The sequence below is a fragment of the Streptomyces sp. NRRL F-2664 genome (genome assembly GCF_000719345.1).
Classification (GTDB): domain Bacteria; phylum Actinomycetota; class Actinomycetes; order Streptomycetales; family Streptomycetaceae; genus Streptomyces.
Map to the genome: position 1 here is coordinate 122,441 of NZ_JOFX01000001.1, position 24,973 is coordinate 147,413.

Sequence of the window (24,973 nt, forward strand, 5' to 3'; positions counted from 1 at the left end):
ATCTTCGCACAGCAGGGTGGGGCGGCGTCTCGCCGTAGGATTTCCCCGGCATCGGAGCAACGGGTGATCAGGAGCAGCAACACATCGTGAGCAGCGACGACGACGTACGCGACGCAGGTGCAGGTGCAGGCGAGGCCGGAGACGCCGGCGCCGAGGCAGGCGCGGGCGCAGAGCCGGGTGCGGGCCCGGGTGCGGACCCGGCCGGGCAGGGGGCGGGCGACGAGGGGGCCGGGGGAGCCGGCGAGGTGTGGGACGTGGTCGTGGTCGGAGCCGGACCGGCCGGGTCCTCCGCCGCGTACGCGGCGGCCACGGCGGGGCGGCGGGTGCTGCTGCTGGAGAAGGCCGAACTGCCCCGGTACAAGACGTGCGGCGGCGGCATCATCGGCCCGTCGCGCGACGCCCTCCCGCCGGGCTTCGTCCTGCCCCTCAAGGACCGCATCCACGCGGTCACCTTCTCGATGGACGGCAGACTGGCCCGTACCCGGCGCTCGAAGCACATGCTGTTCGGGCTGATCAACCGGCCCGAGTTCGACGCCGGCCTGGTCGCGGAGGCGGAGAAGGCGGGCGCCACCGTCCGTACGGGCACCGCCGTGTCCCGCGTGGAGCAGCACGGCTCCGCCGTGCCGGACCGGCGCACGGTCGCCGTCGTGCTGGCCGACGGGGAGACCGTCCTGGCGCGCGCGGTGGTCGGCGCGGACGGCAGCGCGAGCCGGATCGGCGCGCACGTCGGCGTCGAGATGGACCAGGTGGACCTCGGCCTGGAGGCGGAGATCCCCGTCCCCGCGACGGTGGCCGAGGACTGGAAGGGGCGGGTGCTGATCGACTGGGGCCCGCTGCCCGGAAGTTACGGCTGGGTCTTCCCCAAGGGCGACACCCTCACCGTCGGGGTGATCTCGGCGAAGGGCGACGGGGCCGCGACCAAGCGGTACCTGGACGACTTCATCGCCCGGCTCGGTCTCGCCGGTTTCGAACCGGCCGTCTCCTCCGGGCACCTCACCCGTTGTCGCAAGCCCGACTCGCCGCTCTCGCGCGGCCGGGTCCTGGTCGCGGGTGACGCCGCCGGACTGCTGGAGCCGTGGACCCGCGAGGGCATCTCCTTCGCGCTGCGTTCGGGCCGGCTCGCGGGGGAGTGGGCGGTGAAGATCGCCGAGGCGCAGGACGCGGTCGACGCGCGCCGCCAGGCCCTCAACTACGCCTTCGCGGTGAAGGCCGGACTGGGTGTGGAGATGGGGGTCGGGAAGCGGATGCTGACCGTCTTCGAGGCCCGGCCGGGGCTGCTGCACGCGGCGATCACCGGGTTCCGCCCGGCGTGGCGGGCCTTCGCCCGCATCACGCGGGGCGCGACGACCCTGGCCGACCTGGTGCGCACGTACCCGCTGGCGCGCAAGGCACTGCACGCACTGGACGCCCGGCAGGCGGCGGCCCGCAAGGCCGACGGGACTTAGGAGGCGCCGCTCCGACGCAGCCGGGCTCACGGCGCGCAACCCCTGATCCGGCCTGCTCGGCGGAACACCTTCAGCGCGCAGCCGGGCACGGCGGGGCGGCGCGGACGGTGGGGCGGCGGGCGGGCCGGCGGGCGGGCTGGGTCGAGGGCCCGGGTGCGGGCCGCCAGGCTTCCCGGGCTCGGCTTGGGACGCCGGCCGAAGGGGACGCGTCCGTTCCAGCGGGCCGGGGGGAGGCCGGACCGGGCACCAGCTCTCATGGAGCCGGGCCCTCCGGGCTCGTTCGGAGCCGGTTTGCGGGTGCCCTTAGGGCATGAGGGCGGCGGAAGGGGGCAGTCGTGCGGGAAATCACGTGATGGGGTGATGGATCGCTCTGCTGTTCCTCTGGCCGATACCAGAGGTTCGGCCCGAGGGGAGGGGCCCGCCGTCTAGTGTTCCTCGGGTCCCCCCGCCCCGCCTCCCTCGGAGGAAACGTTCATGCCCCGCGCCGCGAAGGCCTTGTGGGCCGTCCTGGCCACCGTCCTCCTGGCGGCGCCCGCACCCTCCGACGCCACGCCGCAGCGCGAAGCACCCACCCGGCCCGCCCCGGCCGCCGCCCCGCAACCCGTCCCGGCCCCGACCCCGCGCCTGCCGGGCGTACGGGGCCTGGAGATCGGCGTACCCGCCTACGTAATGGCGAACGACCGGATGCTGACCGACCTCACCCGCACCGGCCCGGCACCCTCGGTCGTCGTCCTGAACCCGGGCAACGGGGACGCCCCCTTCGACGCCCCCTGGCAGGCCCGGGCCGACGCGCTGCGCGCCCGCACCACCTCCACCGGCGAGCGGACCAAAGTGCTCGGATACGTGCACACCGACCACGGCAACCGCGACATCGCCGCCGTCAAGGCGTCCGTCGACAACTACCTCAGGACCCCCGACGGCCGCCTCCACGTCGACGGCATCTTCTTCGACGTCGTCAGCCGCGACTGCGGCCCCGGCCACGCCACCCGCGACCACTACGCCGAACTGCGCCGCTACGTCCAGGAGACCATGGACGCGACCGACCCCGCCGTCCCCGACCTGGTCGTCAACAATCCCGGCACCGCCATCGCCGACTGCTACCTGGATCCGGGCCACCGGACCGCGGACGTGTTCGTCACCTACGAGGACACCTACGCCGCGTACACCGGAGCCGGCTGGCTCGGCGGCAACGTCTTCCACCACGACTCCGGCTACCGCCCCGGCACCGAACTCGACCCGAGCGGTACGGCCTTCTGGCACCTGGTCCACGACGTCCCCGACGACGGGGCGATGCGCGCGGCCCTGCGCACCGCCTTCGCCCGCGGCGCGGGCTACGCGTACGCCACGGACACGGTCATGCCCAACCCTTGGAACAGGGGCCCCACATGGACGTACACCTCCCAGACCGCGTTCGCCGCCACCCTCGGCGAGTGACCGCCACCCCGCCGTGTCGTCCGGCCAGGGCGCGGCCGGCCGCCCCATGATGACGGCATGGGCGATCGTGAGGACTTCCTGAGGTGGATCAGGACCGACCTGTACCAGGCGGAGCGCGCGCTGCACAGCGGCGACGCGGAACCCCGCCGAGCGCTCTGGTCGCGCACCGAGCCCGTCAGCGTGCTGGGGGCCTGGCGCAACGCCCACGGACGGCAGGAGCTCGATGCGCTCTTCACCTCCCTCGCAGCGAGCTTCTCCGACTGCTCGTCCTACGTCTTCGAGTTGCTGGCCTACGACGTCGTGGGCGACATGGCCTACACGGCAGGCCTGGAGCACACCACGACACGCGTCGACGGCGAGCCGCGCAGCTACACCCTGCGGGCCACCCAGGTGTACCGCCGGGAGAGCGGCGGATGGCGCGTCGCCCATCGGCACGGGGACACCGTGACCGACTGAGACTCCCTTCCCCGTGGAGAGACCTCCGGCGGCCGGTACGGCCGCCCGGATGCACGTACCTGCGCCGGACGGGACCGACGGGGCGGGGCTGGGCATCCGGCTCCGTGATCGGCGTCGCCGGTTCGGAAGCCGGTGCCCGTCGTAGGGCTCAGATGCCGGCGGTCTCCGTCCACAGCGCCGCGAGCGACAGGTCACCCGTCACCCCCGGGCCAGCCAACGGCAGCCGGTTCCACAGCGCCGCGTACAGCCACGCCGCCTCGCCCGTCACCTCGCAGTCGACGGGGTCGCCCAGGTCGCCCGGTACCGTGCGCGCCGGCGCCGGCGACAGGTGTACGGTCCACACCGCGCCCGTGTCGGCGGCGCGGATCCGCATGGTCCGCGGCTCCGCGGTGCGCACCCGGCTTCGCGGCCGCGCGTGGAAGCCGGTGAGCAGCTCGTCCACCCCGTCCTCCGCGAACTCCGGCGTCACCGGCGAGAAGAGCGCGTTCAGCGCGGTCTCCGCGTCCATCCGGTGCACGGTGGTCTCGTGGGCCTGCCGCCGGGCCCAGAAGGCCACCGGTGACGGCGCGGCCGTCGGCAGGAAGGTCCAGCACTGCATGTCGGCCGGGGCCTCGGTCAGCGTCCGTACCAGCTCCGCGTGGCGCTCCCGGAACCAGGTCAGCAGCTCGCCGTCGAACAGTTCCGGCGCCTCCGGGAAGCCCGTCGGCTCCAGCCGCCCCTCGGCCACGTAGGCGGCGGCCCACCGGTGCACCGACCCCGTGTGCCGCAGCAGGTCGGTGACGTGCCAGCCCGGACACGACGGGACGAAGGCGTCCGTGCCGGCCCGTTCCGCCACCTCGGCGAGCAGCTCGCCCTCCCGGGCGAGCGTCTTTACATACTCGGTGATCTCCATATCGGGAGTCTCGCAGGCCGGGGACCGACAATGGAGGGGTGGAAAGGACGGAAAGGACGGACGGGGAACTCTTCCCGCGCGAGCGGACCGTGGTCGCCCCCGGTGCGGTGCACGTGCCCGACTGGCTCGCAGAGCGCCGGCAGCACGAGTTGCTCGCGGCCTGCCGCGCCTGGGCCCGCCCGCCGGCCGGGCTGCGCACGGTCCGCACCCCGGGCGGCGGGGTGATGACCGCCCGGCAGGTGTGCCTGGGCCTGCACTGGTACCCGTACGGTTACGCCCGCACGGCCGTCGACGGCGACGGGACACCGGTCAAGCCGATGCCCCACTGGCTCGCCGAGCTCGGGCGTGAAGCCGTGGCCGCCGCCTACGGTGCGCCGCCCGAACCCGGCGGGGGCGACTACGACATCGCACTGATCAACTTCTACGACGGGGACTCCCGCATGGGCATGCACCGCGACGCGGAGGAGAAGTCCCCGGCGCCGGTCGTCTCGCTCAGCCTCGGTGACAGCTGCCTCTTCCGCTTCGGGAACACCGCCTCGCGCGGACGCCCCTACCGGGACGTCGAGCTGCGCAGCGGGGACCTCTTCGTCTTCGGCGGCCCCAGCCGGCAGGCGTACCACGGTGTGCCGAAGATCCTGCCGGGCACGGGCCCGCGGGCGCTCGGGCTGACCGGGCGGCTCAACATCACCCTCAGGGTCGGCGGGCTCGGGTAGGTCGTGTCCGCAGGGGGCGACCCGCCGATCAAGCCGGCTGCTCGACAGGACGCCCGGGGCGGCATCCGCCGTCCTCCGATCATGCGAGGATCGATGCCATGAACGGCAACGGGGCCCCACCGCGCATGGGGGATGCGACCACGCCAGGGGTGTCGGGCACCGGCACGCGGACCAGACTGGAACGCGGACGCGGCGCACTCGGGCCGGCGCTGGAACTCGTCCACACCGGCCGCGCCCCGACCCGTGCGGTCCTGACGGCGGAGCTGGGGGTCACCCGCGCCACCGCCGGTGCCGTGGCGGCCGAGCTGGAGGCGCTCGGGCTGATCAGCGTCGACTCCCGTCCCGCCGCCTCGGGCGGCTCCGGGGGTACCGGCGGGGCCCAGGGCCGCCCCTCGCACCGCCTGTCGGTGGCCGAGGACGGCCCGGTGGCGCTCGCCGCCCAGGTGCACTCGGACGGCTTCCGGGCCGCCCTGGTGGGCCTGGGCGGCCGGATCGTGGCCACCGCACCCGGCAAGGTCACCGTCTCCGCGGACCCGGCCCAGGTGCTCGGCGCGGTCGTGCGTGCGGGCGCCGAGCTCCTCGCCGACAGCGGCCGCCGCTGCGTCGGAGCCGGCCTCGCGGTCCCGTCGGCGGTCGCCGAGCCCGACGGGACGGCCCTGAACCCGCTGCACCTGGCCTGGCCGGCCGGCTCTCCCGTACGGGACATCTTCGCGCAGTGCGTGAAGGACGCCGGGATCGACGGTCCGGCCCTGACCGGGAACGACGTCAACCTCGCGGCGCTCGCGGAGCACCGGCACGGTGCGGGACGCAGTGCCCAGCACCTGCTGTGCGTGGCCACCGGCCACCGCGGGGTCGGCGGGGCCCTGGTGCTGGACGGCCGCCTGCACAGCGGCAGTTCCGGGCTGGCCCTGGAGGTCGGGCACCTCACCGTGAACCCCGAGGGGCGGGCCTGCCACTGCGGCGGCCGCGGCTGCCTGGACGTGGAGGCGGACCCGCTGGCCTTCCTCACCGCGGCCGGCCGCAGCCCCGGCCCCGAGGTGTCGCTGCTCCAGCAGGCCCGCGACCTGCTGCGCGAGGAGCCCGGCGAGCCGGCGGTACGGGCGGCCGCGGAGGAACTCATCGACCGGCTCGGCCTGGGCCTCGCGGGCCTGGTGAACATCCTGAACCCGGACCGGATCATCCTGGGCGGACTGCACCGGGAACTCCTCCACGCCGACCCGGAACGGCTCCGGGCGGTCGTCGCCGACCGCAGCCTGTGGGGCCGCAGCGGAGGCGTGCCCATCCTCCCGTGCACCCTGGACCACAACAGCCTGGTCGGCGCGGCGGAACTGGCCTGGCAGCCGGTCCTCGACGACCCGCTGGGAGCCCTCGCCTAAGGCGTTTCCTTCGGCTCAGGCGGGGCTCGCGGCGACCGGGGCGGGCGCCGGGAGCACGGCCGGGACGGGGGCCGGATCGGCGGCGACGACCACCGTGCGCGCCGGTTCCCGTACGGGTCGGGCCACGATCGAGACCGGCAGCGTCGGTGCGACCGGTGCGGCCGCGGCCGTCAGGGAGAACCAGACCGCCTTGCCGGGGCCGTCGGGGCGCTCGCGCACACCCCAGGCCTCACTGAGCGCGTCCACCAGGGCGAGCCCGCGGCCGCTGGTCTCCAGCGGTCCGACCGGCGCCTCGTGGAGCACCGGGAGCCGCGGATCGCTGTCGATGACCGAGACCGTCAGCCGTCCGAGCCGGAGCTCGATCTCGACGACACAGGTCTTGTCCGGCTGTGCGTGGCGGTGGACATTGCTCAGCAGCTCCGTCACCCCGAGCGCAGCCCGGTCTATGAGCGGATCGAGCTGCCAGTGGCGCAGTTGGGCCGAGAGGATTCTGCGGATTTGGCCGATCCGCGACGGCAAGGCCTGCAGTTCGACGACGCAGTGCCTGCGGGAATGACTGATCACGGCTGCGACTCCCCGACATGAGTGTTACGGGTGCTGCACCCTCGGTAATGCTCCACCAGGGTCACCCACGGTGCCGCGCCGTGCAACCGAACGCGATCGAAAGCGATCCGCATGGATACCCAAAGTGACTGTTTGTGCAGGTGGGGGAGGTACATTGCGAAAGGAGGCGACCAAGCAGACCCACGAAGGAGCGCGGCGCATGAGCACCACGGGCACCACCGGTACCACGGGCCCCACCGGCACCGGCACCGGCACCGGAACCACCACCGGTCCGACCGCGTCGACCGGCACGACCGCCACGCCGACCGCGACGACCGTCGACGTGGACCGCAGCGACGCCGACTACCGGGCCTGGCTCAAGGAGGCCGTGCGCAAGGTCCAGGCCGACGCCAACCGCTCCGCGGACACCCACCTGCTGAAGTTCCCGCTGCCCGAGGCGTGGGGCATCGACCTCTACCTCAAGGACGAGTCCACGCACCCGACGGGCTCCCTGAAGCACCGCCTCGCGCGCTCGCTGTTCCTCTACGCCCTCTGCAACGGCTGGGTCCGTCCGGGCCGCCCCGTCATCGAGGCCTCGTCCGGCTCGACGGCCGTCTCCGAGGCGTACTTCGCCAAGCTGATCGGCGTCCCCTTCATCGCCGTCATGCCGCGCACGACCAGCCCCGAGAAGTGCCGACTCATCGAATTCCACGGCGGCGAGTGCCACTTCGTCGACGACCCGATGAAGATGTACGAGGAGTCGGCGGAGCTCGCCGCCCGCACCGGCGGACACTACATGGACCAGTTCACGTACGCGGAGCGGGCCACGGACTGGCGCGGCAACAACAACATCGCCGAGTCCATCTACCAGCAGCTCCGCCTGGAGCGGTTCCCCGAGCCCGCCTGGATCGTGGCGACCGCCGGGACCGGCGGCACGTCGGCGACCATCGCCCGCTACGTGCACTACATGCAGCACGACACGCGCGTCTGCGTCCCGGACCCGGAGAACTCCTGCTTCTTCGAGGGCTGGACCCGCAACGACCCTGGCGCGAGCAGCGATTGCGGCTCGCGCATCGAGGGCATCGGCCGTCCCCGCATGGAGCCGAGCTTCGTACCCGGCGCCATCGACCGGATGATGAAGGTCCCGGACGCGGCGAGCGTCGCCGCCTGCCGTGCCCTGGAGACGGCCATAGGGCGCAAGGCGGGCGGCTCGACCGGCACCGGCCTGTGGAGCGCACTGAAGATCGTCTCGGAGATGGTGGCGGAGGGCCGCACGGGCAGCGTCGTCACCCTGCTGTGCGACCCGGGCGACCGGTACCTGGACAAGTACTACTCCGACGCCTGGCTCGCGGCGCAGGGCCTCGACATCGCCCCGTACGCCAAGACCCTCGACACCCTGCTGACGACCGGCGTCTGGCGCGAACCGACCGCCTGAGCGCCCCCCCGCGGCCGGGGGGCGCCGGCCGGGCATCCGTCGAGCGCTTCAGGCGCTGCCCCACTCCCACATGCTGCGCACCACCGGTTCCAGCGCGCGCCCCCGGGCGGTCAGCACGTAGACGACCCGGGGCGGCCAGCCGGGAGTGCGGTGGCGCTCGACGGCGCCCGCCCGGGTCAGCTGGGCCAGCCGGTCGGAGAGGATCTTGTCGGAGAGCGCGGGCAGGGCTTCGGACAGCTCGGAGTACCCGGCCCGGCCGCGGCGGAGGAACTCCCGCAGGACCAGCGGCGTCCACCGGCCGCCCAGCACTCCGAGGGTGATGTCGACCGGACAGTGCGGACCGCGCGGTCCATGCGGTGCACGCGGTTCGTGCGTTTCACGGCCGGGCGGGACGAGGGCGCCGTCCGGACAGTCCGCCAGCGGGCCCTCCCGGACCTCCGCCCCCGCGTGTCCAACCGCTTGGTGAGTCACGAAAGCCCGTCCTGACGTCCGTTGCGAACAGCCCGCCCGTCTTCCTCCAGGGGGTCCTTGTGCGCATCCATCATCTCAACTGCGGTTCGCTCCGGACGATCGGACCGCCCGCCGCTGCACCCGGCGTCCTCACCCACCTGCACCGGGACCACACCGGAGGCCTGGCGGACTTCCCCCACGCACGGATCCACCTGCACCCCGCCGAACACCGGGCCGTCACCGACCCGTCCGCCCCTCACCACCGGCACAGCCGCGACGCCTTCATGCCGGCCCACCGGGCCCACGGCCCGCGCTGTCACCGGCGAGCACCGCCGGCCGGCCGGAGTGGTTCGGCTTCCCCGGCGTGGCCCGACCGCAAGGGCTGCACTGCGACGTGCTGTTGGTACCGCTGCCCGGCCACTCGGCCGGCCACGCCGGTGTCGCGGTGCGCCGTGACGACGGCCGGTGGCTGCTGCACGCGGGCGACGCGTACATGTACCACGGTGAGCTGGAGAACACCCCGCCCCTGGACCACCCGGTCCTCGATCCCGTCCAGCGGGGAGCGCAGACCGACGCCGCCGCCCGCGCGGCGACCCGCGACCGCCTGCGTGAACTCCTGCGCGACCACGCCGACGAGGTCGTCGTCTTCAGCGCGCACGACCCGTGGGAGTACACCCGCCTCGCGGTCACCGCCCCTGCGCGCGGCGGACGCTGAGGCGGCCGTCCAGGGTGCGGACGGCCGTGCGGAAGGAGTGCCCCAGGGCCGGGCGGGCGGCGGTCAGGGCCAGGCGGAACACCGCCGGACCGTCCGCCGCGAAGGTCCAGCGCACATGCGTACCCGTGCCGGCCGGGGTCAGCCGCCACTCCTCCAACAGGGCGTGAACGCCGGGGGCGTTGGTCGTGTCGACCCGGTACGCGTAGCGCCGTTCGGGATCCGCGGCCATGATCGTCTCCTGCATGCGGACCCCGCCCATCAGCCCGATCTCGCGGCCCGCCCCGCCGTACGTGGGGCGGGCCAGCGTCACCGCCCTGAACCAGCGCGGCCAGCCCTCCACTTCGTCGGCGAGCGCCTGGTAGACGGCTTCCGCAGGCGCCGACACCTGCGCGCCGAACACGAGCCGGACGGGCGCGACATCGATGAAGTCCAGCCCCACCGGGCGGAGTCGGCGAGCCATGGCGGTACCTCCTGGGTGACGGTCCGGACGCACGTGCGGGCGCCACCCTAGCCGTGCGCCGTCGAGATGTCCGCTGCCAACCATCGGTGACCTCCTTCTCCGCACACCGGATCCGCCCCGCGGATTCCCCCGGACGGGGCCTGGGCAGCGCCCCGGTCGCGCGGGATGCTGGAGCAGCGCCGATCCCCCCGCGAGCGGAGGCCTGCGTGCCAGACCGCCCCCACACCGACCCGCCCCTCGCCCTCGAACTCCTCGTCCACGGCGTCGCCGGATCCTCCCCCGCCGACCTGCTCGGCGACCCGCGCACCGTGCGCATCACCGGCGACTCCACCGCGGCCGTGTTCCGCCGCACCGACGACGCCGATGCCGAAGCCCACCCCGAGCGGTACGCCGGGCTGCCCGTCCCGGAGGCCTACTGCTGGTCCCGGCTCACCTCCGGCAACGGTGCCCGCGCCCTGTGGCTGCTGCTCCTGCCCTTCATGGTGGCCAACCTCGCCCACTGGGCCCGGCCCGCCGCCCCCACGGGGCCCGACGCCGATCCCGCACCGCGCGCGGTGCGCACGTACGGGGTCCTCGTCAGGGTCCTCGCGCTCAGCCTGACCGTCCTGCTGATCGCGGCCGCCTGCGAGGTGGCGCTCGACCTCGTCGCCTGGCAGTGCGCGGGCTCCGCCACCTGCGCCCGCCCCGGCTCCCCGCTCGGCTTCCTCACGCCGACCGGCGGCGGCTGGTGGTCCCAGCCCGGCCGCCGGCTCGCCCTCGGTGCTCTGGTCCCCGCCGCACTGACCGGGCTGCTCTGGTTCCTGTCGAACCGCACATGGAGCGCCTACGAGTCCCAGCCGCCGCCCGCCGGCGCCGCCGACCCGGACACCGCCTCCGACACCGCGCCCGCGCTCGGCCGCCCCGGATTCTGGTACGGGCGCCGCATCGTGGCCCGGCTGCGGGCCGCGCACACCGCGGCCGGGCTGCTCACCGTCGCCGTGGCCGTCTCCGCGCCCACCGCCGCCCACGACCGCCGTGCCGCGGCGGACGCCCCCGCCCTGGAAGCCGCCGGCTGGATCACCCAGGCCCTCCTCGTCGTCGGCGGCGTCACCGTCGCCTGGGTCGTCTGCCGGCGCGGCCGCAGCGAGGACCGCCCCGACCACCGCCTCGACCGGGCCGCGGTCAGCCTGCTGCCCGGAGCCGCCCTCGCCCTCCTCGCCGCCGTGCTGCTGCACGCCTGCTGGTCACGGCCGGGCTGGACCTCCGCCGGACGCCTCCCCGGGGACTTCGCCTTCGGGCTGCTCATGCTCGGCCAGGGCCTGTGCGTCCTCGCGCTGGCCGTCGTGGCCCGGTACCTGTACCGCAGGGCCCCCGATCCGGCGGCCGCCCTGCGCGGCCTCGGCGGGCCCGCCGTCGCCATGCTCGGCTGCGCCCTCGGCGGGGTGCTGTCCGGCGGCGTCGCCCAGCGGGTCGGGGACTGGCTGGACGGGGGAGCCACTCCCGGGATGGCGGGCGCACCGCTGCCCGGCCCGCCCGTCCTGCTGTCCTGGCAGGCCGCCGTCCTGCCCCCGCTGCTCCTCGTCCTGGCGCTCCTTGCCGCCTGGTTCGCGGCGTGCGCGGCCCGGAGCAGGCGCCGCCTCGCCGTGGCCGTCGCGGCCGAGTACCCGGGCGCGAGCCCCGACCTGGCGCGCAGCCGCCGCATCGCCGGGGCCCGGACGGCCGCCGCGCTCACCGACTCCGCGCCCTGGTTCGTCGCCGCCGTCTCCGGGATCACGCTGGTGCTCGGGGCCGGCGCCCTGGCCGGAGCCTGGATCAGCGGCCGGGTCCCGGGCGAGGCCGCCCGCGGGGGCCCGCCGCTGTTGGAGACCGCCGCCCGCACCGCCCAGGACGCCGGGTCCTGGCTGATCGGGCTCGGCATCGCCCTCTTCGCCGCCTGGGGCCGCCGCGCCTACCGGGACCCCGCGGCCCGGCGGACCATAGGGATCCTGTGGGACGTCGGCACTTTCTGGCCGCGCGCCGCCCATCCCTTCGCGCCGCCCTGCTACGCCGAGCGCGCCGTGCCCGACCTGACCTGGCGGATGGCCGGCTGGACCGGCCGCACCGGTGGCCGGCTGGTCATCTCCGGCCATTCGCAGGGCAGCGTGCTGGCCGCCGCGGCCGTCTGGCAGCTCCCGCCGCCGGTCCGCCGCCGCGTCGCGCTGCTCACGTACGGCTCCCCGCTCGCCCGCCTGTACGGCCGCTGGTTCCCCGCCTACTTCGGGCCCGGACAGCTCGCCGCCCTGCACCGCGACGTCGACTGCTGGCGCAACCTCTGGCGGGCCACCGACCCGATCGGCGGCCCCGCGCTCCCCGGCCCCCACTCACCGGAAGTGGACCGCGGGCCGCTCGCCGACCCGCTCGCCTACGGGCGCACCGACCGGTACCCGCTCCCCGCGCCGATCCTCGGCCACGCCGACTACCAGGCCGACCCCGTCTTCGCCGCCGAACGCGCCGCCCTGCTCGCCCGGCTGGACCAGGTCGCGAACACCGCGGAGCCCTGCCCGGCGGCGTCCGCGGCAGTGCCCGCGCAGCACCCCGGCATCAGCAAGGGGCTGACAAGGTCGGCAGATCCGCCGGGAACAGCAGGGTGAGTTCGTCCGTGCTCGGCTCCGACAGCTGCGCCACCCGCCCCGCGTGCCGCTCCACCATCGACTCGAAGGTCTGGCGCGCGGTGCGGCCGTTGCCGAAGGCCGGCCCCTTGGGCAGCTCCGTGAAGTACGTCAGCAGGGCTTCGGCGGTGCCCTCCCCGAGGCGGTACTCGTGCTCCTCCGCCTGCTGCTCCACGATCCGCAGCAGTTCCCCGGGCCCGTAGTCGCCGAAGGCGATGGTCCGGGAGAAGCGCGAGGCCACACCCGGGTTGACGGTCAGGAAGCGGTCCATCTCCGCCGTGTACCCGGCGACGATCACCACCACCGCGTCCCGGTGGTCCTCCATCAGCTTCACCAGCGTGTCGATCGCCTCGCGCCCGAAGTCCCGCCCCGAGTCCTCCGGGGCCAGCGCGTACGCCTCGTCGATGAACAGCACCCCGCCGCGCGCCCGTTCGAAGGCCTCCTGCGTCCGGATCGCCGTGGAACCGATGTGCTCGCCCACCAGGTCAACCCGCGACACCTCCACCAGGTGCCCGCGCTCCAGCACGCCGAGGGAGGCGAGGATCTCGCCGTACAGCCGGGCGACCGTGGTCTTCCCTGTGCCGGGGGAGCCGGTGAAGACGAGGTGACGGCGTACCGAGGCGGCCTTGAGGCCCGCCTGCTGCCGCCGGCGGCCCACCTCGATCATGTCGGTGAGGGCGCGTACCTCGCGCTTGACGCTGTCCAGGCCCACCAGTGCGTCGAGCTGCCCGAGCACTGCGCCGGACTCCCGCGCGGGCGCCGCCCTAGTCCCGGCCCGCTCCGGATCCGCGGGCCGCGGTACGACGCCGGCCGGCGCCGAAGGGGCGGGCGGCTCGGGCTGCGCGGCGGGGCTCCGCGACGCGCTCACCGTACGCACGCCCGTCCCGGCCCCCGTGAAGCCGCTGCCCGAGGGCGCCTGGGCCGATGCCGGCCGCGGGCCCGACCCGTCGCCGGTGCACGCCTCCGCCACCGGTCCGTCCTCGGCGAACTCGTAGCCGCCGCGGGTGCAGCGCTCGGTGTGGCAGCGCGTCAGTGTGGTGCGGCAGCCGTCGAGGACGTGGAAGCCGAAACCGGAACTGTCCGTCACCCGGCAGGCCGTGAAGGTGCCGCGGCCGCCCGCCGACACGTAGAAGCCGGCCTCGGCGGGGGAGGTGACCGTGCAGCGCTCCAGGGCCGGGTCGGCGCCTTTGGTGACGATCACACCGGTCTGCACGGCGTCGATGGTGCAGTCGGCGAGGGCGCCGCCGCTGCCGTGGTCGCGGAACCAGGCTCCGGTGCCGGCCTCGCGAATGCGGCAGTCGTCGAGCTGCGCCGTGGCCCCGTCGCTCACCGAGACCGCGGTGTTGCGGACCTGGGACAGATCGCTGTCCTTGACCTCGACGCTCGACCCGCGGTCGAGGACGAAGACCGCGTCCGGCACGTCATGCACCCGGCACGCGTCCAGGGAGGCGGTGGCTCCGTCGCTGACCCACACCGCCGGATAGTCGCCCGTGCTGTCGTGGATCTCGCAGGACTCGGCGTCCACCCGGGTGCCCGGATCCCACACGGACAGGCCGTTGCGCCCGAACCGGCGCACCGAGGTGCGGCTGAGGGTGAGTACCGAACGCGATCGGAGGTCGACCGCGTTCTCCGGGATGTCGTGGATGTCGCACCCGGCGAGGGTGAGCACGGCGTCGGTGTCGAGCGTGACCCCGTCGGCCGAGGTGCGGTGCACCGCGCAGTCGGTGAGGCGGGCGGCGGCACGCGCGGCGATCTGCACGCCGGCGCCCCGGACCTCGTACACCTCGCAGCCCAGGGCCTCCAGGCCCGACCCCTCGCCGGTGACCGCGATGCCCGCGCCGGTGGAGTGGTGGACGCGGCAGCGCTCCAGCCGGGGCCGGCCGCCGCCGCGGACCGAGAAACCGGTCTGCCCCGAGGCCACCACCTCGCACTCCTCGAACACCCCGCCGCCGCCGTCCAGTACGGCGATGCCGACACCGGCCGGGTTCTCCACGGTGCAGCGGCGCACCAGCGGCCGGGCTCCGGGGCCGCGCACCTCGATGCCTGCCGCCGACTGGGTGCTCACGCGCAGGTCGGTGAGCTCGGGGGAGCCGTCCTCCACCAGCAGCGCCGGGGCGGCCCGGTCCTGGCCCTCCAGGTGCAGGTCCTGCACCACCGCCGAGGCGCGCAGGGTCAGCGCGACGCCGTCGAGGGGCGCGATCCGCACCGAGCCGGACCCGTCCTCGGGGCCGCGCAGGGTGACGGCATGGTGCAGGACCAGGTTCTCCCGGTAGGTGCCGGGCGCGATGGACAGCACGTCCCCGTCGCCCGCGACGGCGAGTGCGGCGGACAGCGTGGGATATTCACCGGAGCGGCGCCGCCACCGCGAAGAGCCGCCGTGCGTCACCTGGACCGTGCCCTGAACCATGGTGCTGTCGTGCCCCCACCCTCGTGCTCGCGCTGCCGATGCGGCCGCAGCCACTGATGTCCGAGGCCACTCGGGTGACTGCTGCCACGGGAGCGACCGGTTCGGCCGCTCCACCGTAGCGCGCGCGGAGCCGACGGGCCGCCAGGTCAGCCACCGGCGTCCGCCCGGCCCCAGTCCGGTCCGGCGGCCGCCCACGCCCGGTCCAGGCATATGTACCGACGATGCATGAGCCGGCGTACGACCAGGCGGCGGACGGTGACGGCCAGGACGGCCACCCCGGCTGCGGCGGCCAGGCCCGCCGTCCCCGCGTGGAAGGAGGCGGCGGCCGGGTCCAGCGGCTGCCCCACCAGCCGGCCCCGGGCGTCGGTCCATATGCGGAACCGGTCGCCGGGGAGCGGTGGTTCCTCCGCGGCCGGCACCGTGCCCTCGTGGCTGGTGCCGTCGGGCGCCGTCCACGAGGCCACGATCTCGGTGCGCCGCGGGGCCGTCGGCTGCGCCGAAGGGTCGGCCGCCCCCTCCTCGGCCTCGGCCCCGGCGGGCCGGATGACCACGGCGGGGACCAGATGGCGCTCCTGCCGCTGCTCGTAGGCGGCCTGCTGGAGCGTGCCGTCCACGCGCTGGCCGGCGATCCACCCGACGGCCGGGGCCACCAGCACGACGCACACCAGCGCGGCGAAGGCCACCCACGCCTCGAAGAGATCGGTCGGCCGGCGCAGCGGATTGCGCCGCCAACGCCACACACCCATGGCTGTCCGCACGGTCCGGTCCCCCTGGCGCCAGTGTTCCGTCTCCTGTTCCGACTGCTCCAACGGCCTGGTCACGCCGGTTGGTTCCAGCTCGGGGGCGGAGCCCCCCGAAGGTGTCATTCCTGTCGGCCGGCCGCCACCCGGACGCGACCCGTCAGTCGAGGACGCGGACTTCGTCGCCGACGCGCACGGTGCCGGTCCGCAGCGGCACCAGCAGCCGACCGAAGGCCAGCGACCTGCCGATCCGGCGGTGCCGGGCCAGGGTCTTCAGCGGTTCCCTGCCACGCTCCCCGGTCCGCTGGTCGGTGGTGGTCACGGTGCACCGGCCGCATTCGCGCGCGCCGCGGAAGAGGGCGTCACCGATCGCGACGCGCCGCCAGTCGTCTTCCGCCCAGGCCTCGGCGCCGGCGACGACGATGTTGGGCCGGAAACGGTCCATGGGCAGCGGGCCCTCCTCGGGATGGTCCCCCTGCGCGATGAGCGAGTTGAGGGCGTCCAGCGAGGCGGCCGTGGTGAGCAGCACCGGATAGCCGTCGGCCAGGCTCACCGTCTCGCCCGGCAGTGCGTAGTCCGGGTCCACGGGACGACGTACGGCGGGGTCGTCCATGTGGACCAGGCGAACCGGAACCCCGAGGAACGCGCTGAACCAGTCGGCCGCGGCCCCCGCCGCGACCACGGTGTCGACCTTCTTCCCGAACAGCGACACGGGCTCCAGCGGACCGGACTCGGGCACCTCCACGACCAGCTCCGTCATGTCCGGAGCGGTCACCGCGATCCGTCCGCCGCCCGCCGGGCGTGCGGCCGCCAGGGCCAGTCGGGCATGGCGGCGTTGGGTGAGCACCGTGCCCCCGGGGTCGATCAGGGCCCACCGCCGGTCCCCGGCCAGTCCCCACGGCTCCACGGCCACCTCGTCGGGAGCGCTCCCCGCCACCGACTTGACGGGGTGGACGTGGAGCGCTTCAACGTGCAATTTCGACATGGGGGCATCCTGCCCGCCCGCTCCGCCGTCCCGGCGCCCGTGAGGGGGCCCGGTCAGTAGCCCCGGCCCTGGTAGGAGCGGCCGTAGGGGTCCTCGTACGAGGCGCCCGCCACCGGAGCCGGCACCTGCATGGGACGCGGCGCGGCCGGGCGCATCGCCTCGTAGCCGGTGGCCATGGCCGCCGGGCGGGGCTGCTGCGGCTGGGGCTGCGGCGCGTACCCGGCGCGGGCGGCCACCGGCTGCTGCTGCGGGATGTAGGGGGCGGGCGCGTTCTGCAGCGGCATCGGCTGCGGAACGGCCTGCTGCTGGTACGGGTACCCGTACCCCGGGGCCTGCTGCTGAGGGGCGGCAGGCGGCAGTGCGGGCAGTGCCGACGGGAGAGCCGGCAGGTAGCCGCCGCTCGAATAACCCGCGCTCGGGGACTCGTAGGCGGCCGGGACGCGGATCGGGGCGATCTGCGGAGTACCCCGTTCGGCGACGAGGGAGTCGTAGATGGGGGTGTCCGGGAAGGAGGGCGCGGAGTAGTAACCGCCGCCATAAGTGGAGCGGGGGGAGGTCATGAGACATAAGTTAAGCCCACGACTTCACCGGGTCCATAGCGAGGTGTCGTCAACACCGCCCTGACCTGCATATTCGCAGGTCAGGGCCTCAGGTTTCACTTGACGTCCACCTGCACGATTCGCCACTTCCGCCCCATCTTGTTGCTACTCGTACCCACCGGTTGCGCGTTGCACCGACTTCGTGTTGACGCAGTGTCACAAGCCGGTGACCTCGGGTGACGCTGTCTACGGCAGCAGTTCGCCGTGGCGGGCGTCGCTCGGCCGGGCATAGGTGCGGCCCTTCCATGCCGCCCCGCGTCCCCGGTAGTGCTGGACGGCTGAGTCGACGGTCATCAGGAGGTACAGGAGTGCCGTGAGCGGAAGCAGGGGCGCCAGCGCCGCGGACCGGCGGTAGTGGCGCAGCATCGGCAGGTAGGTGGCTGCCATCAGGAGCCAGGCGAGGCCGCCGGCCCATACGGCGTGGGGCCGTCCGGCCGCGAGACCCGTCAGCAGGGCGGCCGGCGGCACCAGGTAGACCAGCGTCAGCCCGGCGACCGTCCCCGCCAGCAGCAGGGGCCGGTGGCGCAGTTGCGCGTAGGCGCTGCGCGAGACCATCCGCCACAGGTCGGCGAGCGCCGGGTAGGGGCGCACGCTGTCCACCCGCTCCGCGAGTCCCAGCCAGATCCGGCCGCCCGAACGCTGCACCGCCCGGGCGAGGGAGACGTCGTCGATGACGGCCTGGCGGATCCGGTCGGGTACGCCCGCCCGCACCGCGGCCGCGGTGCGCAGCAGGACGCAGCCGCCGGCGGCCGCGGCGGTGCGGGCGCCGGGCCGGTTGACTCTGCGGAAGGGGTAGAGCTGCGCGAAGAAGTAGACGAAGGCCGGTACGACGAGGCGTTCCCAGAAGCCGTCGACACGCAGACGGGCCATCTGCGAGACGAGGTCGAGGTCGGCGGAGGTCGCGGCGCAGACCAGTTCGCGCAGACTGTCCGGTTCGTGGGCGATGTCGGCGTCGGTGAGGAGGAGGTAGTCGGGCTCGGTGGCGTGCGCGGTGCGGGCGAGCGAGATGCCGTGGCGCAGCGCCCACAGTTTGCCCGTCCAGCCGGGCGCCGGCTCGCCGGGGGAGACGACGGTGACGGGGAGCCCCGGCTGTTGGGCGGCCAGGCGCAGTGCCAGAGCGCCCGTGCCGTCGGTGCTGCCGTCGTCGACGAGGACGACCTCGGCCTCTCCGGGATAGTCCTGGGCGATGAGGGAGGGCAGGCTGAGCGGCAGCACCGCGGCCTCGTCCCGGGCGGGCACGACGATCGCGACGGACGGCCAGTGGGCGGGGGCGGTGCGCGGCGGGAGCCGGACGTCGGTGCGCCAGAACATGCCCTGGGCGAAGGTGAGCCAGACCCATGCGGCGAGGGAGGCGTAGGACGCGGCGGTGAGGAGTCCCATGGCGGCAGTGTGCCGGGCCGCCGCGGGCCTGTCGCGCATCCTCCCGCTCCGGTGCGGCGCCCCTCCGGCGCAGCCGGCCGCAGCGGCGCAGGAGTGCTGCGGCGCCGGGCCGAGCCCGGAACGGCCCGGTTGCGGCCCCGCGCTGGGTGCGGTGCTCGCCTGCGGGGAGTCGGGCTGCGCCTCCGCGCCGGCTGCTGCCCGCCAGGGCGCAGTACCGGCGCGGGCGTCGGGGTGGGCCGGTGCGGCACCTGACGGTGTGCGGGGAGGCCCCCGGCTGCGCGGGGGTCGGCCCGTGCGCAGCGGCTGGGGCGCGGGGGTGGGGCGTGGCGGTGCGGGGGAGCCGGTGAGCGGGCGGGGCGGGTGGTGCGCGGGGCCGGATACGGTCGGTGCGGGGGTGGGTCGGAGGCGGGGTCGACTAAAGTGGCCGGGTGAAGATCGCGCTCATGGACTCCGGAATCGGCCTCCTCGCGGCGGCCGCGGCGGTGCGGCGGCTGCGGCCGGACGCGGACATCGTCCTGTCCTCCGACCCCGACGGGATGCCCTGGGGACCGCGGACGCCCGAGGACCTCACCGGGCGGGCCCTCGCCGTGGCCCGGGCGGCCGCTGCGCACCGCCCCGACGCGCTGATCGTGGCCTGCAACACCGCCAGCGTGCACGCCTTGGCCGCCGTACGGGCGGAACTGGAGCCGGACATCCCGGTCATCGGAACCGTACCCGCGATCAAGCCGGCCGCCGCGGCCGGCGGCCGCGTCGCCATCTGGGCCACCCCTGCCACCACCGGCAGCCCCTACCAGCGCGGACTGATCCGCGACTTCGCCGCGGGCGTCCGCGTCACCGAAGTGCCCTGCCCCGGCCTGGCCGACGCCGTGGAGGCGGCCGACGACGCCGCCGTGACCGCGGCCGTCGCCGCCGCCGCTGCGCTGACCCCGGCGGACGTCACCGACGTGGTGCTGGGATGCACCCACTACGAGCTGACCGAGGCTCCCATCCGGGCGGCCCTCGCCGCACGCACGGGCGGAGCGCGGCTGGTCTACCACGGCTCGGCCGAACCCGTCGCCGTCCAGGCACTGCGCCGCCTCGGTGTTGCTGCCGAGCCCACGCTGCCCCGCACGGGCGGCCTGGCCGTCCTGCACAGCGGCCGCGAGGCGGCGCTGCCCGCCGCCGCCTGCGCGTACGCCGAAGGCCGGCTGCTCGCGGGCCAGGGCGCGCCCGTCGGCTGACACGCCGCCACCCACCGGTCACCAAGCCGCCTGCCCCAAGCGAGACGAACCGTCTTGCGCAACGGTCGGACCTTGGTCTACTGTCGCGAGCGAAGCGAGACGGAACGGTCCGTCTTGCTTGGTTCGCTTCTCCGTTCCCGAACGAAAGGCACCGCTCTTGCGCGCTCCACTCGCCTCCACCCGCATCGTCCTGTCCGAGGTCACCAAGAGCTACGACACCCGCGTCGTCCTGGACCGGGTCAGCTGCACGGTCCGGCCCGGCGAGCGGGTCGGCGTCGTCGGCGACAACGGATCCGGCAAGTCCACCCTGCTCCGGCTCCTCGCCGGACGGGAACTCCCCGACCACGGCGAGGTCACCGTCGCCGCTCCCGGCGGCACCGGGCACCTCGCCCAGACCCTGGACCTCCCCCCGGACGCCCGCGTCGGCGACGCCGTCGACCTCGCCCTCGCGGACCTGTGCGCCCTCGAACGCCGCATCCGCTCCGCCGAATCCCTCCTGCACCGTGCCGGACCGGACGAACTCACCGCCTACGCGGAACTCCTCGCCGCCTACGAGGCGCGCGGCGGCCGCGACGCCCGGCGCCGGGTCGCCACCACCCTGCGCCGCCTCGGCGAACGCGCCCGCCTCGACCCCGACCGCCGGCTCGGCACCCTCTCCGGCGGACAGCGCTCCCGGCTCGCCCTCGCGGCCGCCCTGGCCGCCGAGCCGGAGCTGCTGCTGCTCGACGAGCCGACCAACGACCTCGACGACGAGGCCGTCGCCTGGCTGGAGGAGCACCTCCTCGCCCACCGAGGCACCCTCGTGGCCGTCACCCACGACCGGCTCTTCCTCGACCGGGTCACGACCGCCGTCCTGGAGGTCGACGCCGACCGCCGCACGGTACGCCGCTTCGGCAACGGCTACGCCGGCTTCCTCACCGGGCGGGCCGCCGAACGGGCCCGCCGGGAAAGGGAGTACGAGGAGTGGCGCGAGGAGGTGCGGCAGGCCGAGCGGCTCGCCGAGACCAACGTCGGGCGGATCGCGGCGATCCCGCGCAAGCTGCCCCGCGGCTTCAGCGGGGCCGGTGCCTTCCGCGCCAGGTCGCGCAGCCACGGCGCCGCCGGCCGGATCCATGCCGCCCGGGAACGCCTGCACCGGCTGACCGGGAACCCGGTCCCCCCGCCCCCGCGTCCGCTCGCCTTCACCGGCCGGTTCACCGCGGGCGCCGCCGGTGCCGTGTTCCTGGCGGGTGCGGCGCTGCCGGGACGGCTCGACCCGGTTTCGCTGGAACTGGCGCCGGGGGAGCGGCTCCTGGTCACCGGCCCGAACGGGGCAGGCAAGTCGACCCTGTTGCAGCTCCTCGCCGGCGAACTGGAGCCCGCACGGGGCCTCGTGCGTACTCCCGAGCGGGTGGGGCTGCTGCGGCAGGACGACCCGTGGGCGGCCGAACCCCGTAGCGCCGTCGAGCTGTTCGGCCGGGAGCACGCAGACCGGTACATCGCCGGACTCGGCCTGCTGGCCCCCGCCGACCTGACCCGGCCGGTGCGCACCCTCTCGGCCGGGCAGCGCCGGAAGCTGGAGCTGTCGCGGCTGGTGGCGCGCCCCCTGGACCTGCTCCTGCTGGACGAGCCGACGAACCACCTGGCGCCGGACGTGGTCGAGGAACTGGAGGCGGCCCTGGCCCACTTCGGCGCAACCCTCGTCGTCGTCACGCACGACCGCAGGCTGCGCGCCGGATTCCACGGCCGCCGCCTGGAACTTCAGCGGGAGCCGGCCGCCGCGAGCCGGTGAGCCAGTGCGCGCAGATCGTCCGCATACAGCACCCGCCCGCCGGAGCCGGGCAGCGGCACGTGCAGCCGCGCCGTCCAGTGCCCCGGTATCGCGTCCTGCCCGTAGCGGGCGCCGGCCAGTGCACCCGTCACCGCGGCCACCGTGTCCGTGTCGCCGCCCAGGTCCACGGCGGCCCGGACGGCCTGCGCGAACCCCGTGGTGGTCCGTAGCGCCCACACCGCCGAGCCGAGGCAGGGCCACACCGCTCCGTTGAACTCGGTGGCCAGGCCCGGGTGCCAGTCGGGGGCGAGCACCCGCCCGTACCGTTCGCGGTGGTCCGGGTGCACCGCGTCGAGGGCGGCGGGGAGGGCCGCGAGCGGATCCGAGCCGTCCAGGGCGACGCGGACGAGCTCGTGCAGGAGCGCGGTCCCCTCCCAGGCGGCCCGGTCGCCGTGCGTCAGTGCAGCGATCCGCCGCGCCGCGTCCATGGTGGCGTCCCGTCCGGCGGCGGCGAAGTACACGGCCGAGCCGGCGGCCCGCATCAGGGAACCGTTGCCGGCCGCCCGCGCGTTGACCTGGAAGTGCAGGGCCGCCGCGACGTCCCAGGGCGCGCCGCTGGTGAGGACGTCCTCGGTCTGGAGGCCGACGTCCTTGGGCTCGCCGGCCACCCACTGCTGGAAGCGGGCGAACAGGTCCGGGAGTGCGAGTCCACCGTGCTCCAGCAGTGACTCGGCGACCAGGACGGCCATTTGCGTGTCGTCCGTCGCCTCGCCCGGATCCCAGCCGCCGCCCCCGCACATCTCCTCGCCCCGGGCGCTGAGCTGTCCCGCAGGTCCGAATTCGTACGGGGCGCCCAGCGCGTCGCCCGCGGCGGAGCCGAGCACGGTTCCTGCGGCCCGCCCCAGGCGGGTGGGCCCGGTCACGGGGCCGCCTCGCCGCACACGGTGGCCAGCAGACCGCGGGCGAACCGGTCCAGGTCGTCCATACCCGCGGCGGCCAGGGTGGCGGGGGCGCCGGTCAGCAGGTGGGGGATGGCGCCGTGCAGGGCGAGAGTCAGCGACCGGGCCTGCTCCGGACCCGCCGGCAGCCCGGCCGCGCCCAGCAGGTGCGCGTACGCAGTGAAGTCCGCCGCGGCGACGGAGTCCAGCAACGCGGCCAGCCACGGCCGTCGCGCCGCCTCCGTCCGGAGCTCCAGATAGGCCAGGACGCGGGGGCGCCCGGGCCCGGCCACGTTCCGCAACAACCCGGCCAGCAGGGCCGCCAGCCCGTCTGCGTCGGCCGGCCCCGGCCCCGCGGCACCCGCCAGGGACTCGGCCAGCGCCCGGTACTGCTCCACGCAGCGCTCCGCCGCTGCCCGCAGGAGTGCGTCCCGGGTGGGGAAGTAGTTCTTGGCCGTGCCCTCCGGCACGGCAGCGGCCGCGTCGACGGCCCGGTGGGTCAGCCCGCGCCCGCCCGCCTGCGCCAGTACCGCCACCGCCGCGTCCCGCAGCCGGTCCTTCCTGTCCTGATTCACCGTGACAGCATAACCACAACTGTGGTACCACAGTTGTAGTACCACGGCTGTGGTGTCGGGTCGCTCGGGCGACGCGTACACCCCCCTGCGACGGAGAGGTGGACCATGGACGGCGACACCACGACCCGGGCCGGCACGTCCGGCCGGGGCACGAGCACGTTCGGGCCGACGGGTACGGCCGTGGTCGTCGGCGCAGGCGTCGGCGGCCTCGCGACCGCCGTCGGCCTGCTCCGCGCCGGCTGGACCGTGACCGTGATGGAACGCCGGGCCGTCCTCGACCGCTACGGCACCGCCTTCGGCATCCATCCCCGTGCCCAGACCGCTCTCGACCGCCTCGGCGTCGGCGAGGCGCTGCGTGCGCGCGCCGTGCCGTACCGCAGCGCCCGCATCCGGCGCCCGGACGGCACGGCCCTCGCCGCCCTCCCGCTCGAACGGATCGAACGCAGGGCAGGCCGGCCCGAGCTGCTCGTGGCCCGGCCGCACCTGATCGACATACTGCTGGCCGCGCTCGACCGCCTCGGCGGCGCGCCGATCGCCTACGGGCGGCCCCTGGCCGATCCGCGCACCCTCGGCGCCGACCTGGTCGTCGGCGCCGACGGCATCAACAGCGTCGTGCGGGCGGCGCATTTCGGCGTCCGCAGCGGCCCCCGCGCGGTCGGCACGGTCGCCTTCATCGGGATCTCCGGATTCGAGACCGGGTCGTACGGCGAGACCTGGGGCGAGGGCCGCTTCTTCGGGATGACCCCCGTCGAGCCCGGCCGGACGAACTGGTACGCCGCCGTGCCCGCGGCCATCACCGCACAGGACGTTCGTAAGGCCTTCGCCGACTGGCACGACCCCGTCCCGCGCGTGCTGGCCGACACCGACCCGGCGACCTGGATCCGGTACGAGGTGCGCCACCTCCACCCCGCGCTCCCCACCTTCGTGGCCGACGGCCGGGTCGCCCTCGTCGGAGACGCCGCCCACGCCATGACGCCCAACCTGGGCCAGGGAGCCTGCACCGCCCTGCTCGACGCCGAGGCCCTGACCCGCGCCGTGGCCGCGGCGGGTCCGGGCCGGCTGCCTGCCGCCCTGCGCGCCTACGACGCCGAACGCCGCCGCAGCGCCCAGCGCGTCGCCTTCGCCTCCCGGAACCTGCACCGTTTCACGACCGGCCGATGGCCGGGCCTGCGTGACGCGCTCGTGCGGCTGCTCCCCGGCTGAGGCGCGCCCGGGGCGGGCACGCCGCGGCCTGGGCCGACCGGCCGTGCGTCGGTGGTGCCGTTCCCGGACGTGAGTACGCTGCTGGGTATGACGGGTCACCCTCCTGGTCCGCTCTGGACGGGCCGGGCCTCCAACCCCCTGCAGTGGCTGCTCGCGGTGGCCGGCGCGGCCTGCGTGGCGCTCGGTGTCGAGCTGGCCCTCGACAACGCGTGGACCTCCGGTTTCGTCCCGCTCCTCATGGCGGTGACCGGCTGTCTCGCCGCCGGACTGCTGGTGCTCTACGGCACGGTCGCCTTCGTGCACGTGACGGTCACCATCGACACCGAGGCACTCTCGGTGCGCTGCGGTCACGTCGGGTTCCCGCGCCGCCGGATCGAACTCACCGACGTGGCTTCCGTGGAGTACCTCTCCCGGATCACCCCGCAGCACTGGGGCGGCTGGGGCTACCGGTGGCGACCCGAGAAGGGCACCGCGGTGATCGTGCGCCGCGGCGAGGGCTTGGAGCTGAGGCTGGGCGACGGCACGCTCTTCACCGTGACCGTCGACGACGCGGAGAACGCCGTCCGCGTCATCCGCACCCACCTGCGCACGCTCGCCCGGTGAGCCCCGCCCGGCGACGCCCGCCGGACC

23 protein-coding genes are annotated in these 24,973 nt (G+C 75.0%); 12 read left to right on the plus strand and 11 right to left on the minus strand.

The annotated features are described in order from the left end of the window. Positions 1-86 precede the first annotated feature (86 nt). The 3 genes from IF89_RS0100525 to IF89_RS0100535 all read left to right on the plus strand — a co-directional run bounded on the left by IF89_RS0100525 (position 87) and on the right by IF89_RS0100535 (position 3,335). Positions 87-1,445: a geranylgeranyl reductase family protein gene (locus IF89_RS0100525; protein ID WP_420706846.1), complete on the plus strand. Its 1,359-nt coding sequence runs from the start codon at positions 87-89 to the stop codon at positions 1,443-1,445. A gap of 474 nt (positions 1,446-1,919) precedes the next feature. Further along, entirely contained in the window at positions 1,920-2,879 is a 960-nt protein-coding gene (locus tag IF89_RS0100530) for a spherulation-specific family 4 protein (RefSeq protein ID WP_234327613.1), read from the plus strand. Positions 2,880-2,936: 57 nt separating this feature from the next. Then, complete coding sequence (locus tag IF89_RS0100535; protein ID WP_030759309.1) at positions 2,937-3,335, plus strand: nuclear transport factor 2 family protein; 399 nt, start codon at positions 2,937-2,939, stop codon at positions 3,333-3,335. A 148-nt stretch (positions 3,336-3,483) separates the two neighbouring features. Here IF89_RS0100535 and IF89_RS0100540 read toward each other — a convergent pair whose 3' ends face one another. Continuing rightward, positions 3,484-4,227: a maleylpyruvate isomerase family mycothiol-dependent enzyme gene (locus tag IF89_RS0100540; protein WP_030759312.1), complete on the minus strand. Its 744-nt coding sequence runs from the start codon at positions 4,225-4,227 to the stop codon at positions 3,484-3,486. 38 nt (positions 4,228-4,265) lie between these two features. Between IF89_RS0100540 and IF89_RS0100545 the strand changes: the two genes are divergently transcribed. Together IF89_RS0100545 and IF89_RS0100550 are read left to right on the plus strand one after the other, a co-directional pair. Then, complete coding sequence (locus IF89_RS0100545) at positions 4,266-4,940, plus strand: alpha-ketoglutarate-dependent dioxygenase AlkB family protein (RefSeq protein WP_030759314.1); 675 nt, start codon at positions 4,266-4,268, stop codon at positions 4,938-4,940. Positions 4,941-5,038: 98 nt separating this feature from the next. After that, a complete protein-coding gene (locus tag IF89_RS0100550) occupies positions 5,039-6,316 on the plus strand; it encodes an ROK family protein (RefSeq protein ID WP_078628013.1) in 1,278 nt (425 codons plus the stop codon). A 15-nt stretch (positions 6,317-6,331) separates the two neighbouring features. Here IF89_RS0100550 and IF89_RS40555 read toward each other — a convergent pair whose 3' ends face one another. Beyond that, positions 6,332-6,880 carry an ATP-binding protein gene (locus IF89_RS40555; RefSeq protein ID WP_063831224.1) on the minus strand — a complete coding sequence of 183 codons (549 nt, stop codon included), beginning with the start codon at positions 6,878-6,880 and terminating at the stop codon, positions 6,332-6,334. Positions 6,881-7,079: 199 nt separating this feature from the next. Between IF89_RS40555 and IF89_RS0100560 the strand changes: the two genes are divergently transcribed. Continuing rightward, entirely contained in the window at positions 7,080-8,294 is a 1,215-nt protein-coding gene (locus tag IF89_RS0100560) for a PLP-dependent cysteine synthase family protein (RefSeq protein WP_030759320.1), read from the plus strand. A 48-nt stretch (positions 8,295-8,342) separates the two neighbouring features. On the opposite strand, the gene IF89_RS0100565 is transcribed toward IF89_RS0100560, so the two are convergent. Further along, complete coding sequence (locus tag IF89_RS0100565; protein ID WP_199820447.1) at positions 8,343-8,603, minus strand: winged helix-turn-helix transcriptional regulator; 261 nt, start codon at positions 8,601-8,603, stop codon at positions 8,343-8,345. A 505-nt stretch (positions 8,604-9,108) separates the two neighbouring features. Between IF89_RS0100565 and IF89_RS37485 the strand changes: the two genes are divergently transcribed. Then, entirely contained in the window at positions 9,109-9,459 is a 351-nt protein-coding gene (locus tag IF89_RS37485; protein WP_234327614.1) for a hypothetical protein, read from the plus strand. Here the strand turns inward: IF89_RS37485 and IF89_RS0100575 are convergent. Then, positions 9,431-9,919 (minus strand): SRPBCC family protein, encoded by a 489-nt coding sequence (locus IF89_RS0100575; protein ID WP_030759325.1) that lies wholly within the window; start codon positions 9,917-9,919, stop codon positions 9,431-9,433. The genes IF89_RS37485 and IF89_RS0100575 overlap by 29 nt on opposite strands. Before the next feature lie 206 nt (positions 9,920-10,125). Between IF89_RS0100575 and IF89_RS0100580 the strand changes: the two genes are divergently transcribed. After that, positions 10,126-12,528: a hypothetical protein gene (locus IF89_RS0100580; protein WP_051806668.1), complete on the plus strand. Its 2,403-nt coding sequence runs from the start codon at positions 10,126-10,128 to the stop codon at positions 12,526-12,528. Here the strand turns inward: IF89_RS0100580 and IF89_RS0100585 are convergent. The 5 genes from IF89_RS0100585 to IF89_RS0100605 form a co-directional block, all read right to left on the minus strand. Then, a complete protein-coding gene (locus IF89_RS0100585; protein ID WP_030759331.1) occupies positions 12,479-14,953 on the minus strand; it encodes a right-handed parallel beta-helix repeat-containing protein in 2,475 nt (824 codons plus the stop codon). The genes IF89_RS0100580 and IF89_RS0100585 overlap by 50 nt on opposite strands. A 146-nt stretch (positions 14,954-15,099) precedes the next feature. Then, positions 15,100-15,699 (minus strand): hypothetical protein, encoded by a 600-nt coding sequence (locus IF89_RS0100590; protein WP_030759334.1) that lies wholly within the window; start codon positions 15,697-15,699, stop codon positions 15,100-15,102. A 154-nt stretch (positions 15,700-15,853) separates the two neighbouring features. Further along, positions 15,854-16,678: an MOSC domain-containing protein gene (locus IF89_RS0100595; protein WP_030759337.1), complete on the minus strand. Its 825-nt coding sequence runs from the start codon at positions 16,676-16,678 to the stop codon at positions 15,854-15,856. A 53-nt stretch (positions 16,679-16,731) separates the two neighbouring features. Further along, positions 16,732-17,238, minus strand: coding sequence for a DUF6643 family protein (locus IF89_RS0100600; protein WP_030759340.1), 507 nt, complete (start codon positions 17,236-17,238; stop codon positions 16,732-16,734). A 225-nt stretch (positions 17,239-17,463) separates the two neighbouring features. Next, the gene (locus IF89_RS0100605; RefSeq protein WP_030759342.1) at positions 17,464-18,657 is read right to left on the minus strand and encodes a glycosyltransferase; all 1,194 of its coding nucleotides are present in this window, start codon (positions 18,655-18,657) and stop codon (positions 17,464-17,466) included. 428 nt (positions 18,658-19,085) lie between these two features. On the opposite strand from IF89_RS0100605, the gene IF89_RS0100610 reads away from it, so the two are divergent. Continuing rightward, a complete protein-coding gene (locus IF89_RS0100610; RefSeq protein WP_030759344.1) occupies positions 19,086-19,877 on the plus strand; it encodes a glutamate racemase in 792 nt (263 codons plus the stop codon). 157 nt (positions 19,878-20,034) lie between these two features. Continuing rightward, positions 20,035-21,648 carry an ATP-binding cassette domain-containing protein gene (locus tag IF89_RS0100615; protein WP_030759347.1) on the plus strand — a complete coding sequence of 538 codons (1,614 nt, stop codon included), beginning with the start codon at positions 20,035-20,037 and terminating at the stop codon, positions 21,646-21,648. On the opposite strand, the gene IF89_RS0100620 is transcribed toward IF89_RS0100615, so the two are convergent. Together IF89_RS0100620 and IF89_RS0100625 are read right to left on the minus strand one after the other, a co-directional pair. Beyond that, positions 21,618-22,550: an ADP-ribosylglycohydrolase family protein gene (locus IF89_RS0100620; protein ID WP_043192589.1), complete on the minus strand. Its 933-nt coding sequence runs from the start codon at positions 22,548-22,550 to the stop codon at positions 21,618-21,620. The two genes, IF89_RS0100615 and IF89_RS0100620, sit on opposite strands and share 31 nt — an antisense overlap. Then, positions 22,547-23,140: a TetR/AcrR family transcriptional regulator gene (locus IF89_RS0100625; RefSeq protein ID WP_030759353.1), complete on the minus strand. Its 594-nt coding sequence runs from the start codon at positions 23,138-23,140 to the stop codon at positions 22,547-22,549. The genes IF89_RS0100620 and IF89_RS0100625 overlap by 4 nt, the downstream gene beginning before the upstream one ends. 105 nt (positions 23,141-23,245) lie before the next feature. Here IF89_RS0100625 and IF89_RS0100630 point away from each other — a divergent pair, with 105 nt between their 5' ends. Together IF89_RS0100630 and IF89_RS0100635 are read left to right on the plus strand one after the other, a co-directional pair. Next, positions 23,246-24,343 carry an FAD-dependent oxidoreductase gene (locus IF89_RS0100630; protein WP_078628014.1) on the plus strand — a complete coding sequence of 366 codons (1,098 nt, stop codon included), beginning with the start codon at positions 23,246-23,248 and terminating at the stop codon, positions 24,341-24,343. A gap of 87 nt (positions 24,344-24,430) precedes the next feature. Continuing rightward, a complete protein-coding gene (locus IF89_RS0100635) occupies positions 24,431-24,946 on the plus strand; it encodes a hypothetical protein (protein ID WP_030759359.1) in 516 nt (171 codons plus the stop codon). Positions 24,947-24,973: the final 27 nt, after the last annotated feature.

Bases quoted from the DNA above. Each gene is read 5' to 3' on its own strand.
- IF89_RS0100530 (WP_234327613.1), top strand. From the start codon at position 1,920: ATGCCCCGCGCCGCGAAGGCCTTGTGGGCCGTCCTGGCCACCGTCCTC.
- IF89_RS0100535 (WP_030759309.1), top strand. From the start codon at position 2,937: ATGGGCGATCGTGAGGACTTCCTGAGGTGGATCAGGACCGACCTGTAC.
- IF89_RS0100540 (WP_030759312.1), bottom strand. From the start codon at position 4,227: ATGGAGATCACCGAGTATGTAAAGACGCTCGCCCGGGAGGGCGAGCTG.
- IF89_RS0100550 (WP_078628013.1), top strand. From the start codon at position 5,039: ATGAACGGCAACGGGGCCCCACCGCGCATGGGGGATGCGACCACGCCA.
- IF89_RS0100560 (WP_030759320.1), top strand. From the start codon at position 7,080: ATGAGCACCACGGGCACCACCGGTACCACGGGCCCCACCGGCACCGGC.
- IF89_RS0100575 (WP_030759325.1), bottom strand. From the start codon at position 9,919: ATGGCTCGCCGACTCCGCCCGGTGGGGCTGGACTTCATCGATGTCGCG.
- IF89_RS0100585 (WP_030759331.1), bottom strand. From the start codon at position 14,953: ATGGTTCAGGGCACGGTCCAGGTGACGCACGGCGGCTCTTCGCGGTGG.
- IF89_RS0100590 (WP_030759334.1), bottom strand. From the start codon at position 15,699: ATGGGTGTGTGGCGTTGGCGGCGCAATCCGCTGCGCCGGCCGACCGAT.
- IF89_RS0100595 (WP_030759337.1), bottom strand. From the start codon at position 16,678: ATGTCGAAATTGCACGTTGAAGCGCTCCACGTCCACCCCGTCAAGTCG.
- IF89_RS0100600 (WP_030759340.1), bottom strand. From the start codon at position 17,238: ATGACCTCCCCCCGCTCCACTTATGGCGGCGGTTACTACTCCGCGCCC.
- IF89_RS0100605 (WP_030759342.1), bottom strand. From the start codon at position 18,657: ATGGGACTCCTCACCGCCGCGTCCTACGCCTCCCTCGCCGCATGGGTC.
- IF89_RS0100630 (WP_078628014.1), top strand. From the start codon at position 23,246: ATGGACGGCGACACCACGACCCGGGCCGGCACGTCCGGCCGGGGCACG.
- IF89_RS0100635 (WP_030759359.1), top strand. From the start codon at position 24,431: ATGACGGGTCACCCTCCTGGTCCGCTCTGGACGGGCCGGGCCTCCAAC.